Origin of the sequence: uncultured Cohaesibacter sp. (genome assembly GCF_963556055.3) — a bacterium.
GTDB lineage: Bacteria > Pseudomonadota > Alphaproteobacteria > Rhizobiales > Cohaesibacteraceae > Cohaesibacter.
The window spans coordinates 134,765-150,891 of the sequence record NZ_CAUVYE020000023.1 but is presented as its reverse complement, the minus strand read 5'-3'; the positions used below and the strand labels follow the sequence as shown (position 1 = coordinate 150,891).

Below are 16,127 nucleotides of genomic sequence, written 5' to 3'. Positions count from 1 at the left end.
GCGCACTTCAATGTCGATACTTTCGATTTCCCGCCGTAGCTTCCTTGCTGGCGCCGCCAGCGCAGGTGCCCTTATCGCTCTGCACCCATTCTCCGCCTTCGCCAAGGCAGGTCAGGCGCATTTGCGCTTGATGGAAACCACGGACATTCATGTCGCGATCTTCCCCTATGACTATTATGGTGACCGTCCAACCGATAGTGCCGGTCTAGCGCGCACGGCTGCGCTTATCAACGATATCCGCGCCGAGGCCACCAACTCGATGCTGCTCGACAATGGCGACCTTATTCAGGGTAACCCGATGGGTGACTATGTTGCCTATGAGCGTGGTTTCAAGGGGGATCAGATCCACCCGATGATGGCTGCCATGAACACGCTTGGTTATGACATGGCGACCCTGGGCAACCATGAATTCAACTATGGCCTTGATTTCCTCAACAAGTCTCTGGCTGGTGCGAATTTCCCGTTTGTCTGCGCCAACATCGCGATGGGTGCCGAGCTTGGTTCCGACCCGCTCAAGGACAAAACCCTGATCAAGCCATATGAAATTCTTGAAAAGACGATCAAGGATGGTGAAGGCAATGACCATAGCATCAAGCTTGGCTTTATCGGCTTTGTTCCACCGCAGATCATGACCTGGGATATGGCCAACCTTGAAGGCAAGGTCATGACCCGCGATATCGTCAAAACCGCGGAAGCCTATGTGCCGCAGATGAAGGAAGAGGGGGCAGAGCTGATCATTGCGCTTTGTCACTCTGGCATCGATGGCAACGGCTATTCCGAAGGCATGGAAAATGCTTCGCTCTATCTGGCAGGTGTCAAGGACATCGATGTGGTCTTCACCGGTCACCATCATCGGGTTTTCCCGCGTGACTATGCCGACCTCAAAGGGGTCGACAATGAAAAAGGCACATTGATGGGCAAGCCTGCGGTCATGGCTGGCTTCTGGGGTTCTCACATGGGCCTCATCGATTTGCTGCTGGAGCGGAACGAAGATGGCAAATGGGCCATTGCGTCTCACGTGTCTGAAGCAAGGCCGATCTACAAACGCGAGAATCGCAAGAATATTCCGCTGGTTGAAAGCGTTGCCTCCGTTCTTGCTCCCGTGCAGCAAACCCATGATGAAACGCTTGACTATATCCGCCGTCCGGTCGGCGAAGCAGCATCGGCTCTTCATTCCTATTTCGCGCTGGTTGCCGATGATCCATCGGTTCAGATCGTTGCCAACGCGCAGATCTGGTATACCGAACAGATGCTTAAAGGGTCCGAATATGAAGGTCTGCCGCTGCTCTCCGCAGCCGCTCCATTCAAATGCGGTGGTCGTGGTGGTCCCGACTATTACACCGATGTGGCCGCTGGTCCTGTGGCGATCAAGAATGTCGCCGACCTTTATCTGTATCCGAATACCGTTCGCGCGGTGAAAGTGACCGGTCAGCAGGTCAAGGACTGGCTTGAACGCTCTGCCGGTATCTTCAATCAGATCGAGCCGGGCAAACAGGATCAGCCTTTGCTCAATCCGGACTTCCCATCCTACAATTTCGATGTGATCGATGGGGTTACCTACAAGATCGACATTTCCCAGCCCTCCAAATACTCATCTGACGGCAAGGAAGTGGTCGATCCGGCTGCCAATCGTATTGTCGATCTGATGTATAAAGGCGAACCGATTGATCTGGCGGCTGAATTTGTTGTTGCGACCAACAACTATCGTGCTGGTGGCGGGGGGCACTTCCCGGGTAATGATGGCTCGACCATCATTCTGACAGCACCGGATACAAACCGTGACGTTATTGTCCGATATATCGTTGAAAAAGGCACGGTGAACCCATCGGCTGACAGCAACTGGTCGCTGGCTCCGCTGGCGGGCACGTCTGTTCTGTTCGAGACCAGGCCAAAGGCTGCGGCTCATGTTGCGGACGTAACGGCGGTCAAGATCGAAGCAACTGGCAAAACCAACGAAGCTGGCTTCGGCGTCTATCGCATCTCTCTTTAAGGGGAGGGGCGCTGGTTTAGCCAGCGGACTTTGAAATCAATTCCCCGCGCGTTGTTTTGTAATGCGCGGGGGCTTTTTGGGGGAGCGATGGCTTGGGCTCAAAAGGTCAAATGGCTAGGAAATGATCATGAATACTCCGGTTGCTATCGAGCGGAATGGGCACAGAACTCTCCTGAAATGGCACCGAGCCCGACGCAATAAACTCGATACGCCTTTCACCGGCTCCCGCATTCGAGACTGCATGGGCGCAGGCGGCAGTGTCGAGATTGATCTGCAAGTGGATGGTTCTGGCAATTTTGTCGTGCTGCATGACGAAAGGCTTGAACAGTCCACCACAGGCTTCGGGCCGGTCAATGAGACATCAAGTGACGATCTGCGTGGTTTGCACATCCTTGACGTGAAAGGGGAGGACAGCGGCGAGCGGGTCATGATGCTTGATGATCTGGCCGACCTTGTTGTCAAAGGGCCTGTCAGGGAAGGCGCTGTGCTGCAACTGGACATGAAAGACGAACTCGAGGCCTTTCATGATAACAGCATCGGAATATTCGCACGGACCATTGCTCCGGTCGCCCGCCATATGATCCTGTCAGGCATGGACAGCGCTGCTGTCCGGGCTCTTGCCGATGCCGTGAAGGATCTGCCGGTCGGATATGATCCCTGCAAGGAAGATGTTGTGCTGGCTGTCTTGGAAAGCGGTGATTTTGCGGGTCTGGTTCGCGATACGCTTGAAACGGCACCGTGGGCCTCGATGATCTATCTTGAGTATCAGTTTGTGCTTGCAGCTGACAGGGCCGGGTTTGACATGATCGGTGCCTTTCACGACGCAGGCAAACAGGTCGATGCATGGACCATCAGGACGATTGATGAGAGCACATGTCCGCAAATAGAACGCCTGTTGGCGCTAAAAGCCGATCAGATCACCACCGATGACCCTGATGCTTTCTATGCTCATTTTGCTCTGTAAAATGCTGCCCCGCGCCTGTAGGGCGATGACGTCGCTTCCGGGCCAAGGCTGGTGCGGCAGGGAAGGGGGAGCGACAGGGATTGCCCTGTCGCCAGTTGGTTTCTCGGTTGCTTCAATCAGCGATGCTGCAATCAGGCCAGATATGTATCGTAATCAGACACAAGCAAATGGACCGGGGCTTCATCTTCCTCGATATTTGAGAAGCGACCGATTTCCTGTTCGAACCAGTTGTCGGTCTTGTCGTCATTGACCGTTGAGACTTCACCGATCAGGACATCTCCGCCTTCACCCCAGAAAGCGTGCCAGACACCGGGCATCAGGGTGACGCTTTCACCCGGATCAAGCTTGAGCAGGCCTCCTGCGGGCAGGGTGACCAGACGGCCATCAACCGGAACGGTCACATCGCTCTCGCGGTCGATCTTGCCCTCTTTATTCGGAGCAAATAGCTCAAGCACCAGCTTGGCCCCACCGCGGTTGATGATGTCCTCTGCCTTGAGCATATGGCGATGCATTGGCGAATACTGATCCTGACGGCTGATCATGATCTTTTCAGCATACAGCATGCCGGTGCCCTTTTTCAGATCGGCTGCAATGCCATTTCTGACAGTGAAAAGGAACAGGCCCATTTCATCGAATTTTTCCATTCCGTAGTCGGTGATGTCCCAGCCCATCGAGCGCTCGACATAAAGGCTGTGATCCGATTCTTTCATCTGTTCGGGCGTCAGGTAGGCAAAGGGCGGCAGGGTGTAGCCGAAAGAGCGAATGAATGCATCACCTTCTTTGAGAATTTCATTGATGAGAGACCGTTTCATTGCATGTGTCCTGTGATTTGACTTTCAAAAAGTCTGGTGTTTGAAATTTGCGTCGAGTTGACTATAAACGGAAAGCAGAAGAATTTGTATCGTTACAAATGGCTGGGGGATAAATTTCTCTCTGTCTGGGAAAGTGGTTGATCCAGATGGGAAAATACCCTCTTCTCTGAGCTGTTAGGACTGAGACAGATCGCGACTTCGTGCGTAATGAGGATCTATGCCGCAGGGACAAAACAAGCCGACGCAAAAGACGATAGCGAAAAAGATGGGACTCGCCGTCACGACCGTATCGCGTGCGCTGAAGGGGGATCCCAAAATCGCCGAAGCAACGCGGGTGGAAGTTGCCAGGGTGGCAGAGGAAATCGGGTATGTCCCGGACCGGGCCGCGCAACGCCTGAGGACCGGAAAAACGCGCGTCATCAGCCTTATTCTCAACCCTCATGATGAGATGCTCGGCTTCAGCAATCGGATGATTTCAGGTATTTCACAATCGGTTGCCGGGACTGACTATCATCTCACGATCACGCCAAGCTTTGATGACGATGATCAACTGGCTCCAATCAAGCGACTGGTGCGGAATGGCTTGGCTGATGGTATTCTGCTCACGCGAACAAGTAATTTTGACGAACGTGTTCGCTATCTGATGGAGCAGGACTTCCCCTTTCTGACGCATGGTCAAACCGATTTTTCCCAGAAACACAATTTTGTCGATTTCGACAATGACAGCTTCGCCTATTTTTCGGCAAAACGGTTGGTCAAAAAGGGTAGCAACAAACTGGCGATCATTCTGCCAAGGGCTCAGCTTACCTTCCATCAGCATTTGCGTTATGGCTTCATGCGGGCGGTGAGCGAGGAGGGCCTTGAGCACGTGATTCCCGACAATGTGGCACTGGATTCTCCGCCCGAGATGGTCAAGGCATGGATCAAGGCTCTTTGTGCGGAAAGAAAACGGGGCACGGTCTTTGGATTCGTCTGTCCGGGAGAGGCTTGTTTTCTGGGGCTGCATGCAGCCTTGCGAGACTGTGGAATGCAACATGGGCGGGACTATCATGCGGTTGTCAAGACGAGCAGTGCGATTGTCGAGCAGATTGATCCCAGCCTTGATCGGGTGTTCGAGGACATTCAGGAAGCCGGTCGTTTCATGGGACAGAATATGCTGGCCGTCTTGAAAGGCAATACGGACTATGTGTCGCAATATATTCAAAAACCAATTTTCAGCTTCGGTATCGATTGATGACCCGTACACAGGATCTCGATCATTGTTTCACTGAGGCAGCAAAAGACAAACAAGGAGGATGTGGCGGTGAGTAACGAAGCGAAGATCTTGTGTTGTGGCGAGGCATTGATCGACATGATACCGGTGATGTGTGAGGGAGACAGTCTGGCCTATCAACCGTGCTCGGGTGGTGCGGTCTTCAATACGGCAATCGCACTTGGGCGGCTTGGGGTTGGGACCGAATTTCTCACCGGCCTGTCATCGGACCTCTTCGGGGAACAGATCAAACAGACTTTGCAGGAAAGCAATGTTGGCTCCAGCCTTTGCAAGCAAAGCAAGCTGCCAACAACCCTTGCATTTGTGAAGCTGGTCGATGGACATGCGACCTATCACTTCTATGACGAGAACTCGGCCGGTCGCATGCTGTCCATCGATGATGTCGGGCAGGTTCCTCCATCGATTGATGCTCTGTTTTTTGGCGGAATCAGCCTTGCGGTAGAGCCTTGCGCCCGGACTTATGAGGCTCTGATGATGCGCGAGGCCGACAATCATGTGGTGATGATGGACCCCAATGTCAGACCGGGTTTCATCGAGGATGCCGATATCTACCGGGCTCGCATTCGCAATATGGTTTCCAACAGCGATATCGTCAAAGTTTCTGATGAGGATCTCGCCTGGTTGTTGCCGGACTGCGAAGGTCTTGAGGCTCAGGTCAGTGAACTGAGAGATCTTGGGGCTTCGATCATCATGGTAACAAAAGGGGCAGACGGTGCGACGGCCTATCTTGCCGATGGCCGGGACGTTTCGGTCGCCTCGGAGAAAGTGGTCGTGGCGGATACCGTTGGGGCAGGCGACACCTTCAATGCAGGTGTTCTGGCAAAACTGCATGATCTGGGACTGCTTGACAAGGATGCTCTAAAATCGATTTCGATCGACCATGTTGCCGAGGCAATGGCGTTTGCCGCAAAGGTCGCTGCGGTGACGGTTTCCCGCAAAGGGGCCAATCCGCCTTGGTTGCGCGAGCTTTGAACGTCCAGCTTTCTTGAGTGGAATGCCAATTATGCCGTGCATGTCATTGTGCGGCATTTTTTTGTTTGGATCTGAATGTCTGGGCTGGAGAAAAACAGGCCGTCATTGAGTCATTGCAATATAAAAGACGGTTTCCTATCTTAAGTCGGATGGCAAGAAAGCTGATAAGAGACGGTCATGTTCCTTGTTTGAGGGTGAAAGAGTGAGTGAAAAAAAGACACGCCGCCGTGGAGATGTTCTCGAAAGAGCGATCCTTGATGCAGCCTGGGAAGAAGCACTGAATGTGGGGTTTCTGAAATTCACTGTCGAAGGCGTAGTTAAAAGAGCCAAAACGAGCCGATCAGTTGTGTATCGCCGCTGGAACAACAAAATCGAATTGTTTGAAGCCGCCATTTTACACTATTTTCAGTGAAAACAAGCCGGTCGCTCCGAATACATCATCCTTGAGAGACGATCTGATTTCTCTCCTTACGCAGATTTCGGAAAGCAAGGGGCATCTGATGTTGGCGATGACCTCGCAAATGCTGGATTTTTTCAACGCCACGGAAACCAAACCCGAGGATCTGCGAGAGAAGATCGCAATCAACGGGCAGGAGGTGTTGGAGACAATTCTTCTCAATGCCGTGAAGCGGGGTGAAATCTCCAACCGGTCACTTCCCAATCGAGTGAAATTCCTGCCTTTTGACTTGCTGCGAAGCGAGTTTGCAATGACGCTGCAACCTGTCAATTCGGACCAGATTACGGAACTGGTCGATGTGGTCGTCATGCCGTTATTTCACTATTATCATGTCATGCGCTCAGAGTACTGACATCGGGTGAAACGCGAGTTTGAGCCGGCCAAACTCGCGGGATTTTCACGTGCTGTGAATTGTGCAAGCATCTGAAACGTTTCATAAAAAATTCAATGTGAATAGTCTTGCAGAATTGTACTAATTCAGTTGATGGTGGTCGTTGTAGATTCTATCTATATATGGTCAAAATTGACAATATTTTACTTTAGCGTGTGTTGTCAGGTTTCTGAAACATCGCTTTTGCGACGAGCAAAAGTCAGGTTTGAATGTCTTCACCTTTGTTTGGCCGTGTTTGTCGTGAACGATCCTTTTGCATTGTGTTCCCGTGGGGGGCTGGTGATGGGGTGCCGTTAAAATGGTCTGGGGATTCGCTGTTTTAGGGCACCTCATCCTACTGAGGGATGTGGCTTCGTCTCGTGAGGCTGGTTGTTCCTGGACTGCAATCCAATTTCACAGTAACTGGCGAGGTGTTGCTGCCTGCTGCTTGGTTTTGAAGACGCTGGAGCGACTTTGCGGCTGCGTCAGCTGCGTCATATCCGCACCTTTTCCTATTCGGCTGGACGCTGTTATCCGAGCCATTTATCCTGACGTTGTTCCATCGGGTCTCCAGGGTTGGTCTTCACAATCGGTGATGTGTCTGCCTTGGCCTTTCTCATCAACACGATATATGTTTGACGGTCATGAAAACGACGTTTCTATGCGAAAATCAAATCAGCCACAAAGCTGCCCGGACCTGTTTGGCCGAGTGGGGCTTCTCTGCCTTTATTGAGGTGGGGGGGATTCGTATTCTTTTTGATACTGGCCATTCCGGTATCTACAGGACCAATGCACAGAAGCTGGGAATTGATTTGCAGAAGACCGATTTCGTTGTTCTCTCGCATTATCACTGGGATCATGTGGATGGGTTGCAATATCACGATTTCGCCGAGAAAAAGAGGCTGCTGTTGCATCCTGACCTGTTGGGAAAATTGCCTGAGCAACAGGCTGGTGCCTATCGGGCAGACTTTCATGTCATTGAGTCCCGCTCGCCTTTCGAGATGGCACCCGGTGTGTTCTATCTTGGTGAAATCCCGCGCACAAAGGGATTTGAAAAGGGCAGCTACAAAGGCGATCCGATGCTTGAAGATTCAGCGATTGCGGTGAAAACATCAAATGGAGCTGTTGTGATTTCGGGCTGTTCCCATGCTGGTATTTGCAACATCTGTGACTATGCAAAAGAGGTCACGGGGCAGGCGCTTCATGCGGTAATGGGCGGGTTTCACTTGTTCGAGCATGATGAGGAGACCACGGCGGGAACAATCGACTATTTCAGGGCAGAAAAGCCGGAACATTTGCACCCGATGCATTGTGTTGATTTTCCAACGCTGTCCAAGCTCCACTCAGCGCTTGGCATTCAGAAGCTGTCAACTGGCGACGATATCGAATTTGCTGACTAGTCGGGGCGTCGCTCTTGCTGGCCAAGTATGGCACAGGCAGAGAGACGGGCAATCGTGTTGACGCTTCTATATCATTTTTGTGAGAATTCAGGTTTGTGAGAATTCAGGCCTTCAAGCCCAACGGCGATGCGTGGGGGAAATGGTGCCGCCAGAGGGATTCGAACCCCCGACCCCCTGATTACAAATCAGGTGCTCTACCAGCTGAGCTATAGCGGCTTGAAGGTGCCTTTGTTTAGGGAAAGGCTTCTGGTCTGTCAAGAACTCCAAAGCACTATTCCCAAACTTGTTTCAGTGTGCCGGTTATGGTGCCTTTCTTCCACTTTAATCCCGTTGATTGTCGCTCCGCTTGCAGCTTGGACAAATCAGGGGCAGGACGATCATTTCGGTGTCAATAATCCCGCTCGCTTGAGCATGCAGGCATAAAGGGTCATGGCAACCGCGTTCGAGACATTGAGGCTTTTGATGGGGCCGGGCATGTCGAGGCGTGCAAGGGCAGTGCATTTCTCACGGGTGAGGCGGCGCATGCCTTTGCCTTCCGATCCGAAGACCAGCGCCAGAGGGCGACTGGGATCCTGCTCGGCAATGATCTGCTCGAACGGTTCGCTTTCCTCTGAATCAAAGCCGATGACGTCAAAGCCGCTATCGGCAAGGTCATCCAGGGCACGGGCGAGGTTGGGCACTGACACCATGGACAGAAGGTCAAGCCCGCCAGAGGCCGTTTTGGCCAGAATGCCGGATTCCTCGGGGCTGTGGCGTCCCGTCATGACAAGCGCTTCTGCACCAAGGGCGACCGACGAGCGCATGATGGCGCCCACATTGTGAGGGTCGGTGACCTGATCGAGAATGACGACCAGCTTGCAATCAAATATGTCGGCAATGTCGAGGGCTGGCAGATTGTGTGCGACCAGCAAGACGCCCTGATGCACGGCGTCGCGCGCCAATGCATCGATCTCTTTGGGTGTGGCTGTCTGTACAAGGCCATCGATGCGAGAGGGATTTCCACCGATCTTGAGAATTTCCTCGACCAGTCGGGCTTGCGCGTTCGGAGTTGCGTGAAGGCGGATCAGCTCGCGGCGGGGATTGGCGATGGCACTGGCAACCGTATGGATGCCGAAAATACGAATCGTATCGTCGTGACTCTTGCGAGGACCTCTTTGTCCGTGGTCAGACGATTGGCCCTGACGGGCCCGTTTCTGTTTTTGAGATCTGTTTTTTGTCATGAAGCGATTTACAGCCATAAACTGGGGAAGGGCAAGCGCTAAAAGCGGGTCACAGCCTGAAGAGGCAATCTTCAAGCCAATGGCGTGTGTATGTGGAGTCCGAGTTGTCTTCCGCCTCGGCATGGCCAGCCTTGACGGTGAGGTGTGTCACTCTGGCTCCCGCTTGCTGGAGCTGGATTTCCAGATCACTCGCATCCTGCGGCTCTCTGCGTTCGTCCCAAAGGCCTGAGAGAAGCAGAATTGGCAAACCGACGAGGGGAGACGGACTTTCAAGGCTCGGTGACTGGGGTCTTAGCAAAACGGCTCCTGCAATCAGGGACGGTTTGTTCCAGAGTGTGGCCGCCGCCATGATCGCGCCGCTTGAATATCCGATCAGAATGGGCGCTTTGCTCGTGTGTGATGCATGCTTTGCAAATTCGACAAGGAAATGTGAAAACTCCGCTGCATCTTTCCTGATCTGACCATGGTCGAGCGTATGGTCTTCGTTTCTTTGTACGAAGCCATATCCCGGCCTTTGACTATAGGGGCCACGCACAAGGCAGGCGCTGCAACGTAGCCCGAGTCGTGCCAAAAAATCGGCACCATCAGTTTCGGATCGACCCGAGCCATGCAGATAGATGATCGGATGTCCATCGCTTTTGTGGCCATTGGTTTGATAATAGTAATCAGCAAGAATGGGCATGGGTTTTTCACTGACGGTGGGTAAGTTGCTGCTATATGGAGCCAAATATCCCCAGTCTAATACGGGATTTTTGCGATACCCACAAAAATGATAAAATCCGTGTTGACTTCCCTCATGCGGTTTTGCATAAAGCCGCTCACGAACTGACCGCGACTTGGCGGGCAATTCGAGACCATCCTGTTCGCAGGGACAGGACGGCGAAGCTTGGAGGAGTGTCCGAGTGGTTAAAGGAGACGGACTGTAAATCCGTTCGCTTAGCGTACGCTGGTTCGAATCCAGCCTCCTCCACCATCTTCGTCTTAACGTCTCGCGCGGGTGTAGCTCAATGGTAGAGCAACAGCCTTCCAAGCTGATGACGAGGGTTCGATTCCCTTCACCCGCTCCATCATTGATTTCAGCTACACAGATCATACAGCATGGCTCCGTTGTCCGTGGTGTTTCGGTTTTTTTGTATTGAACCTGGGTTGCGGCTTCTTGCAGAGAAGAGTTGCCACCTTTAGCGCTGAAGTGTGCCAACGACGGTTGGCCGACGATGACGAGAGCTGTTTCCATGGCTAAGGAAAAGTTTGAACGCACAAAGCCGCATGTAAACATCGGCACGATTGGTCACGTTGACCATGGTAAAACGACGCTGACCGCAGCGATCACCATGACCCTTGCAGAGGTTGGTGGAGCGACTGCGAAAGCCTATGACGAGATTGACGGTGCGCCCGAAGAGAAAGCGCGCGGTATCACGATTTCGACTGCTCACGTTGAGTATGAAACCGCGAACCGTCACTATGCCCACGTTGACTGCCCAGGCCACGCCGACTATGTGAAGAACATGATCACGGGTGCTGCGCAGATGGACGGCGCGATTCTTGTTTGCTCAGCAGCAGACGGCCCGATGCCGCAGACCCGCGAGCACATTCTGCTTGCCCGTCAGGTTGGTGTTCCTGCGCTTGTTGTTTACCTGAACAAAGTTGACCAGGTTGACGACGAAGAGCTTCTTGAGCTTGTTGAAATGGAAGTTCGCGAACTTCTTGACAGCTACGAGTTCCCAGGCGATGAAATTCCCATTGTCAAAGGGTCTGCCCTTGCAGCGGTTGAAAACCGTGATCCAGAAATCGGCCGCAACTCCATCCATGAGCTGATGGCAGCTGTTGACGATTACATCCCGACCCCGGAACGTCCGAAGGATCTTCCTTTCCTTCTGCCAATCGAGGACGTTTTCTCGATTTCCGGTCGTGGTACGGTTGTTACCGGTCGTGTTGAACGCGGTATCATCAAGGTTGGTGAAGAGATCGAAATCGTCGGTATCAAGCCGACCCAGAAAACCACCTGTACCGGTGTTGAAATGTTCCGCAAGCTGCTTGATAGCGGTGAAGCTGGTGACAACGTTGGTGTTCTTCTGCGTGGTACCAAGCGAGAAGAAGTTGAGCGTGGCCAGGTTCTGTGTAAACCAGGGTCTGTTACCCCGCACACCAAATTCAAGGCGGAAGCCTATATCCTGACGAAAGAAGAAGGTGGTCGTCATACCCCGTTCTTCACGAACTATCGTCCGCAGTTCTATTTCCGTACGACCGACGTGACGGGTGTTGTTACCCTTGACGAAGGTGTGGAAATGGTTATGCCAGGCGATAACGTCAATATGAATGTCGAGCTGATCGTGCCCATCGCGATGGAAGAAAAGCTGCGCTTCGCTATCCGCGAAGGTGGCCGTACCGTCGGAGCTGGTATCGTTGGCGCTATCGTCGAGTAAGCTTCTCGAGCGATCGACAAAAGATTTCGAAGCCTCCGTCCTTCAAAGGGCGGGGGCTTTTTTGTTGGAAAAACGGGGAGGGGATGCGGCTTGGAGCTCATTTGACGAATATTGCAAAATAGGCCAACGTCTGAATTGGGATTTGCCAAAAACCGAACCAAGCTTTGATGAGCGTGCAATGATGCGAGCATAGCCGATTTTCATGGGTCTATTTTGCAACGGACTTTTGCAATGCTGCCATTTTTTACCTCGCCATAATTAGCCGCTTAGTACAGGCTAAAATCAAGTTGATTTTAGAAGAAGAATAATTTGTGAATGTGCAAAATTGGCAAAAACGATTGAGCACGCGGTATAGAATATGGTAAGTCTAAGTCTGTTGACTTTGTAAATAAAATAATATTTTCAGAAATAAATATACACATTCTATAAAAATTTACCATGAAGTCGGCAAAAGTTGGACTGCGAATCTAGTGTTAACTTGATATGAACAAATATTTACTTCCAATAACAATCCTGTCAGCTTTTGTTTACTCTGGTCAGGCTGCGGCATCGGAAAGTGCTATTAAGATTACAAATGGTTGCGACGAAAAGGCGAGAGTTATCCTGCACGTAATCGATGAATATGACGAGTGGCACAACTATGGATTCTTCACCACCGAACCAGGTGAGAGCGGCTTTCCAACGGACAAAAACGGCGATTTGATTGTGCATGATTTCTCCAAAAAGTATTTATACACTTATTACGAGACAACAGACGGGAGATACGGCCCGAGAACCATAGATGAAGGTCAAAGCTACTGGATTTCTTTTTCAAATAACCGTCATTATCCTGTCGGTGCGGCATCGGTTGAGGCTATTGATGATTATTCGGTTTCATTGAAACTTTGTGACTGATCCTATTGCGGAGTATTATTTGATGAAATATTGGCTTTTAGCAGTTTTGGCTATTTTCTTGCTTCCTGACGCAGCCCATTCAGATTCGTGGCCAGACAGCTTTAGCAGGCGTGTGAAGGTGCAAAATAATTGTACCGCAGAGAGAAAAATCTATTTAGATTACAAAAAGCGTAATGGAAATTGGGTTGTTGGTGGTCCTTGGACAATTCAGCCCAACAAGTCAGTCAAGTTACTCGATGATGGAAATAAGGTGTTCCACCGTGACGGGGCTCAACTCTACGCTCATATTACGGATTCTGGAAAAAAACACTTATACTATACAAAGGGCACAGAGAAATTGATGAAAAACGTGAATGGAAGGAATCTTGAATTTCATGAAGTTCAACGTTTTTTCTTGGGTGATTTTGTTTATATCATGATCTGTAAAAGCAAGATGCCAAGCGATCTATAGTTAAGTTGTTCATTCCGATCTTGCGCGATATTAATTGAGACAAGCGCAATTGCCGGTCTGCCTGCCTGAAGGCAAACTATATGTTGCTTACACGCTGCAAACGGAATGCGCTCGCCCGTTGAATATTAGAAATTGAAGATTTGAAGCCCCAAGGTGTCTACAATTCTTGGGCAATTCACTCTGCTCAAGAGGTTCTGCTATGAAACAATTCTTATTCCGCGTGATCGCTCTTATTGTCTTGTGTTTCAACACCATCACAGCCCAGGCGGCCGATGACAAGTTGGGCGCCCAACGCCCTATCCATCAATGATGCTGATTGTTTTCACGCGGAGATATTCCAAAACCGCCTCAAATCATCCCGCCTGTTGATTTTTTGCAAATAATTCAACTTCCCCCTTGCAGTACGGGTGGAAAGTCAATAGGTAGTCTCCAACTTGGTTTTCACTAAGATCACGGAAGTAGGGGTGTAGCTCAGCTGGTAGAGCATCGGTCTCCAAAACCGAGGGTCGGGGGTTCGAGTCCCTCCGCCCCTGCCAATTTCGTGCTTGATCTTCTCTGAGAAGATAATATATATGGTGAGAATCTTTGGAACGCGCGAAACCTGTTTCGCGCGTTATTATATGTGAGCGGTTCCATGGCCAAGACAAACCCTTTTAGTTTTTTACAGCAAGTTCGTTCCGAAGCGGCCAAGGTTACCTGGCCTACTCAGAAAGAAACAGCGATTACCACGCTGATGGTGTTTGTTATGGTTGCACTTGCTTCTGTGTTCTTCCTGCTCGCTGACCAGATCATGAGCCTTGGTGTCAGCTATATTGTGAGCTTGGGAGGGTAGAGGCAACATGACGAAGCCAAAGCGGTGGTACATCGTTCACGCATATTCGAATTTCGAGAAGAAGGTCGCTGAAGACATTCGTCAGAAAGCTGACCAGAGCGGTTTGGGCGACCTTTTCGATGAGGTGCTTGTTCCGACCGAGAAGTTTGTGGAAGTGCGGCGCGGTCGCAAGGTTGAATCCGAGAGGAAGTTTTTCCCGGGCTATGTTCTGGTGAAAATGGCCATGACGGATGACGCATACCACCTGATCAAGAATACGCCCAAAGTCACCGGATTTTTGGGATCTGACAACAAGCCGATGCCGATTACGAATGCCGAGGCCGAGCGTCTGTTGTCGCAGGTTGAGGAAGGTGTCGACAAGCCGATGCCGACTGTCACCTTTGAAGTCGGTGAGCAGGTTCGCGTTTCCGATGGTCCGTTTGCATCCTTCAATGGCCTTGTTGAAGAGGTGGATGAGGAACGGGCTCGCCTCAAGGTTACCGTGTCGATCTTTGGTCGCGCGACGCCTGTCGAGCTTGAATATAATCAGGTCGAAAAACTCTGACCTTTCAGGCGCTGCGCACGGATCGACACGATTTGAGCGCGGCCTTATCCGTTTGATGATTTCGTTTCGGCGAGATTGTCTTTCACTCGTGCGGGAGACCGGTTTGCTTGCCAGGCAAACGGGAGGTCTGACCGCGCGACTTTCGTGTGTCTAGCAGGGCTCGACTGAGTCCGTAACATGTTAGGGAAAGTAAATGGCAAAGAAAATCCAGGGTTACCTGAAACTTCAGGTGCCAGCAGGGGCGGCCAACCCGTCTCCTCCAATCGGTCCCGCTCTTGGTCAGCGTGGTCTGAACATCATGGAATTCTGTAAGGCGTTCAACGCCAAGACGCAGGAAATGGAAAAGAACTCACCTGTTCCGGTGATCATTACCATTTACCAGGACAAGTCTTTCACCTTCGAGATGAAGACCCCACCTGCATCTTACTTCCTCAAAAAGGCTGCAAAGGTTCAGAAGGGTTCTTCTGCACCGGGTCGTGACGTTGGTGGCAAGGTTACCAAAGATCAGGTCAAGGAAATCGCTGAAGCGAAAATGAAAGATCTGAACGCCAATGACATCGAAGCTGCGATGTTGCAGATTGAAGGCACCGCCCGCGCAATGGGCTTCGAGGTTGTGGGGTAATAGAACATGGCTAAAGTTGGAAAACGCATTCGCGCCGCGCGCGAAAAAGTCGATGTGAACGCAACCTACACGCTGGAAGATGCCGTCAAGATCGTCAAAGAAGCGGCTACCGCCAAATTTGATGAAACTGTCGAAGTGTGTCTCAATCTGGGTGTTGACCCTCGTCATGCCGACCAGATGGTTCGTGGTGTCTGTCAGCTTCCTGCCGGATCTGGCAAGACTGTTCGCGTTGCTGTCTTTGCACGTGGTGACAAGGCTGAAGAAGCCAAGGCTGCCGGTGCTGACATCGTCGGTGCTGAAGATCTGGTCGAGATCGTCCAGAGCGGCAAAATCGACTTTGATCGCTGCATCGCGTCTCCTGACATGATGCCGCTGGTCGGTCGACTGGGTAAGGTTCTCGGTCCACGTGGCATGATGCCAAACCCGAAAGTTGGTACCGTAACCCCTGATGTTGCACAGGCCGTGAAGGACTCAAAAGGCGGTTCTGTCGAATTTCGTGTTGAAAAAGCTGGTATCATTCATGGTGGTGTCGGCAAGGTCAGCTTCGACGATGCTGCGATTGTGGAAAACATTAAAGCCTTTGTTTCTGCGGTTTCCAAGGCGAAACCAACCGGAGCAAAAGGCACATACATGCAGAAAATGTCCCTGTCTTCGACAATGGGGCCTGGTGTGCGTGTAGATCTTGCTTCTGTCGAATAAAACGATTAGAAGTCAAAAAGATTCCCTCCGACTCTCGTCGGGGGGATGTCTGACTATTGTCAGACGCCTGTCCAAGACTGTGGGTGCCCGAACAGGCAGGGTGGCTGTTGCCAGTTTGTCTCGAGCTTAATTTCCTGCACAGATGGGAATGGACTGATAGACCTTTTTGATCTGTTGGTTCGAACCTATGCTTGCTCGATCTTT

Annotated in this window: 17 protein-coding genes and 4 tRNA genes; 17 read left to right on the top strand and 4 right to left on the bottom strand. The window is 51.4% G+C overall.

From position 1 onward, the window contains the following. The first annotated feature begins 10 nt into the window (after nucleotides 1-10). Entirely contained in the window at nucleotides 11-1,990 is a 1,980-nt protein-coding gene (locus ACHZB8_RS16145; protein WP_316861815.1) for a bifunctional 2',3'-cyclic-nucleotide 2'-phosphodiesterase/3'-nucleotidase, read from the top strand. Nucleotides 1,991-2,117: 127 nt separating this feature from the next. After that, nucleotides 2,118-2,954 carry a glycerophosphodiester phosphodiesterase family protein gene (locus ACHZB8_RS16140; protein WP_316861814.1) on the top strand — a complete coding sequence of 279 codons (837 nt, stop codon included), beginning with the start codon at nucleotides 2,118-2,120 and terminating at the stop codon, nucleotides 2,952-2,954. Nucleotides 2,955-3,085: 131 nt separating this feature from the next. Here the strand turns inward: ACHZB8_RS16140 and ACHZB8_RS16135 are convergent, their stop codons facing one another. Beyond that, nucleotides 3,086-3,766 (bottom strand): D-lyxose/D-mannose family sugar isomerase, encoded by a 681-nt coding sequence (locus ACHZB8_RS16135; protein WP_316861813.1) that lies wholly within the window; start codon nucleotides 3,764-3,766, stop codon nucleotides 3,086-3,088. A 217-nt stretch (nucleotides 3,767-3,983) separates the two neighbouring features. Here ACHZB8_RS16135 and ACHZB8_RS16130 point away from each other — a divergent pair, with 217 nt between their 5' ends. The 5 genes from ACHZB8_RS16130 (at nucleotide 3,984) to ACHZB8_RS16110 (ending at nucleotide 8,238) form a co-directional block, all read left to right on the top strand. Continuing rightward, nucleotides 3,984-5,000 carry a LacI family transcriptional regulator gene (locus tag ACHZB8_RS16130; RefSeq protein ID WP_316861812.1) on the top strand — a complete coding sequence of 339 codons (1,017 nt, stop codon included), beginning with the start codon at nucleotides 3,984-3,986 and terminating at the stop codon, nucleotides 4,998-5,000. 69 nt (nucleotides 5,001-5,069) lie between these two features. Beyond that, nucleotides 5,070-6,011: a carbohydrate kinase gene (locus ACHZB8_RS16125; protein WP_316861810.1), complete on the top strand. Its 942-nt coding sequence runs from the start codon at nucleotides 5,070-5,072 to the stop codon at nucleotides 6,009-6,011. 202 nt (nucleotides 6,012-6,213) lie between these two features. Continuing rightward, on the top strand, nucleotides 6,214-6,423 hold the full coding sequence (locus ACHZB8_RS16120; RefSeq protein ID WP_316861808.1) for a TetR/AcrR family transcriptional regulator: 210 nt from the start codon (nucleotides 6,214-6,216) through the stop codon (nucleotides 6,421-6,423). Next, nucleotides 6,356-6,820, top strand: a complete 465-nt coding sequence (locus ACHZB8_RS16115) for a TetR-like C-terminal domain-containing protein (RefSeq protein ID WP_316861807.1) — start codon at nucleotides 6,356-6,358, stop codon at nucleotides 6,818-6,820. The genes ACHZB8_RS16120 and ACHZB8_RS16115 overlap by 68 nt, the downstream gene beginning before the upstream one ends. Before the next feature lie 662 nt (nucleotides 6,821-7,482). Next, the gene (locus tag ACHZB8_RS16110; protein WP_316861806.1) at nucleotides 7,483-8,238 is read left to right on the top strand and encodes an MBL fold metallo-hydrolase; all 756 of its coding nucleotides are present in this window, start codon (nucleotides 7,483-7,485) and stop codon (nucleotides 8,236-8,238) included. A gap of 140 nt (nucleotides 8,239-8,378) precedes the next feature. Here the strand turns inward: ACHZB8_RS16110 and ACHZB8_RS16105 are convergent. The 3 genes from ACHZB8_RS16105 to ACHZB8_RS16095 form a co-directional block, all read right to left on the bottom strand. Continuing rightward, a tRNA-Thr gene (locus ACHZB8_RS16105) sits at nucleotides 8,379-8,454 on the bottom strand. Nucleotides 8,455-8,615: 161 nt separating this feature from the next. Next, on the bottom strand, nucleotides 8,616-9,458 hold the full coding sequence (locus ACHZB8_RS16100) for an RNA methyltransferase (RefSeq protein WP_316861805.1): 843 nt from the start codon (nucleotides 9,456-9,458) through the stop codon (nucleotides 8,616-8,618). 49 nt (nucleotides 9,459-9,507) lie between these two features. Next, complete coding sequence (locus ACHZB8_RS16095) at nucleotides 9,508-10,140, bottom strand: alpha/beta hydrolase (RefSeq protein ID WP_316861804.1); 633 nt, start codon at nucleotides 10,138-10,140, stop codon at nucleotides 9,508-9,510. A gap of 206 nt (nucleotides 10,141-10,346) precedes the next feature. Between ACHZB8_RS16095 and ACHZB8_RS16090 the strand changes: the two genes are divergently transcribed. The 10 genes from ACHZB8_RS16090 to rplA all read left to right on the top strand — a co-directional run bounded on the left by ACHZB8_RS16090 (nucleotide 10,347) and on the right by rplA (nucleotide 15,923). Then, nucleotides 10,347-10,431: transfer RNA gene (locus ACHZB8_RS16090), tRNA-Tyr, on the top strand. 20 nt (nucleotides 10,432-10,451) lie between these two features. Continuing rightward, a tRNA-Gly gene (locus tag ACHZB8_RS16085) sits at nucleotides 10,452-10,525 on the top strand. A 165-nt stretch (nucleotides 10,526-10,690) separates the two neighbouring features. Further along, on the top strand, nucleotides 10,691-11,881 hold the full coding sequence (gene tuf / locus ACHZB8_RS16080) for an elongation factor Tu (protein ID WP_316861784.1): 1,191 nt from the start codon (nucleotides 10,691-10,693) through the stop codon (nucleotides 11,879-11,881). 483 nt (nucleotides 11,882-12,364) lie between these two features. After that, nucleotides 12,365-12,775, top strand: coding sequence for a hypothetical protein (locus ACHZB8_RS16075; protein WP_316861802.1), 411 nt, complete (start codon nucleotides 12,365-12,367; stop codon nucleotides 12,773-12,775). Continuing rightward, the gene (locus tag ACHZB8_RS16070; protein ID WP_316861800.1) at nucleotides 12,768-13,226 is read left to right on the top strand and encodes a hypothetical protein; all 459 of its coding nucleotides are present in this window, start codon (nucleotides 12,768-12,770) and stop codon (nucleotides 13,224-13,226) included. Before ACHZB8_RS16075 ends, ACHZB8_RS16070 begins: the two co-directional genes overlap by 8 nt. Nucleotides 13,227-13,686: 460 nt before the next feature. Then, nucleotides 13,687-13,762 (top strand) — tRNA-Trp (locus ACHZB8_RS16065). 98 nt (nucleotides 13,763-13,860) lie between these two features. Beyond that, nucleotides 13,861-14,058, top strand: coding sequence for a preprotein translocase subunit SecE (gene secE / locus ACHZB8_RS16060; protein ID WP_316861798.1), 198 nt, complete (start codon nucleotides 13,861-13,863; stop codon nucleotides 14,056-14,058). A 7-nt stretch (nucleotides 14,059-14,065) separates the two neighbouring features. After that, nucleotides 14,066-14,602, top strand: coding sequence for a transcription termination/antitermination protein NusG (gene nusG, locus ACHZB8_RS16055; RefSeq protein WP_316861797.1), 537 nt, complete (start codon nucleotides 14,066-14,068; stop codon nucleotides 14,600-14,602). Between the two features lie 193 nt (nucleotides 14,603-14,795). Then, complete coding sequence (gene rplK, locus ACHZB8_RS16050) at nucleotides 14,796-15,224, top strand: 50S ribosomal protein L11 (RefSeq protein WP_316861796.1); 429 nt, start codon at nucleotides 14,796-14,798, stop codon at nucleotides 15,222-15,224. A 6-nt stretch (nucleotides 15,225-15,230) separates the two neighbouring features. Next, nucleotides 15,231-15,923 (top strand): 50S ribosomal protein L1, encoded by a 693-nt coding sequence (gene rplA / locus ACHZB8_RS16045; protein ID WP_316861795.1) that lies wholly within the window; start codon nucleotides 15,231-15,233, stop codon nucleotides 15,921-15,923. The last annotated feature ends 204 nt before the right edge of the window (nucleotides 15,924-16,127 follow it).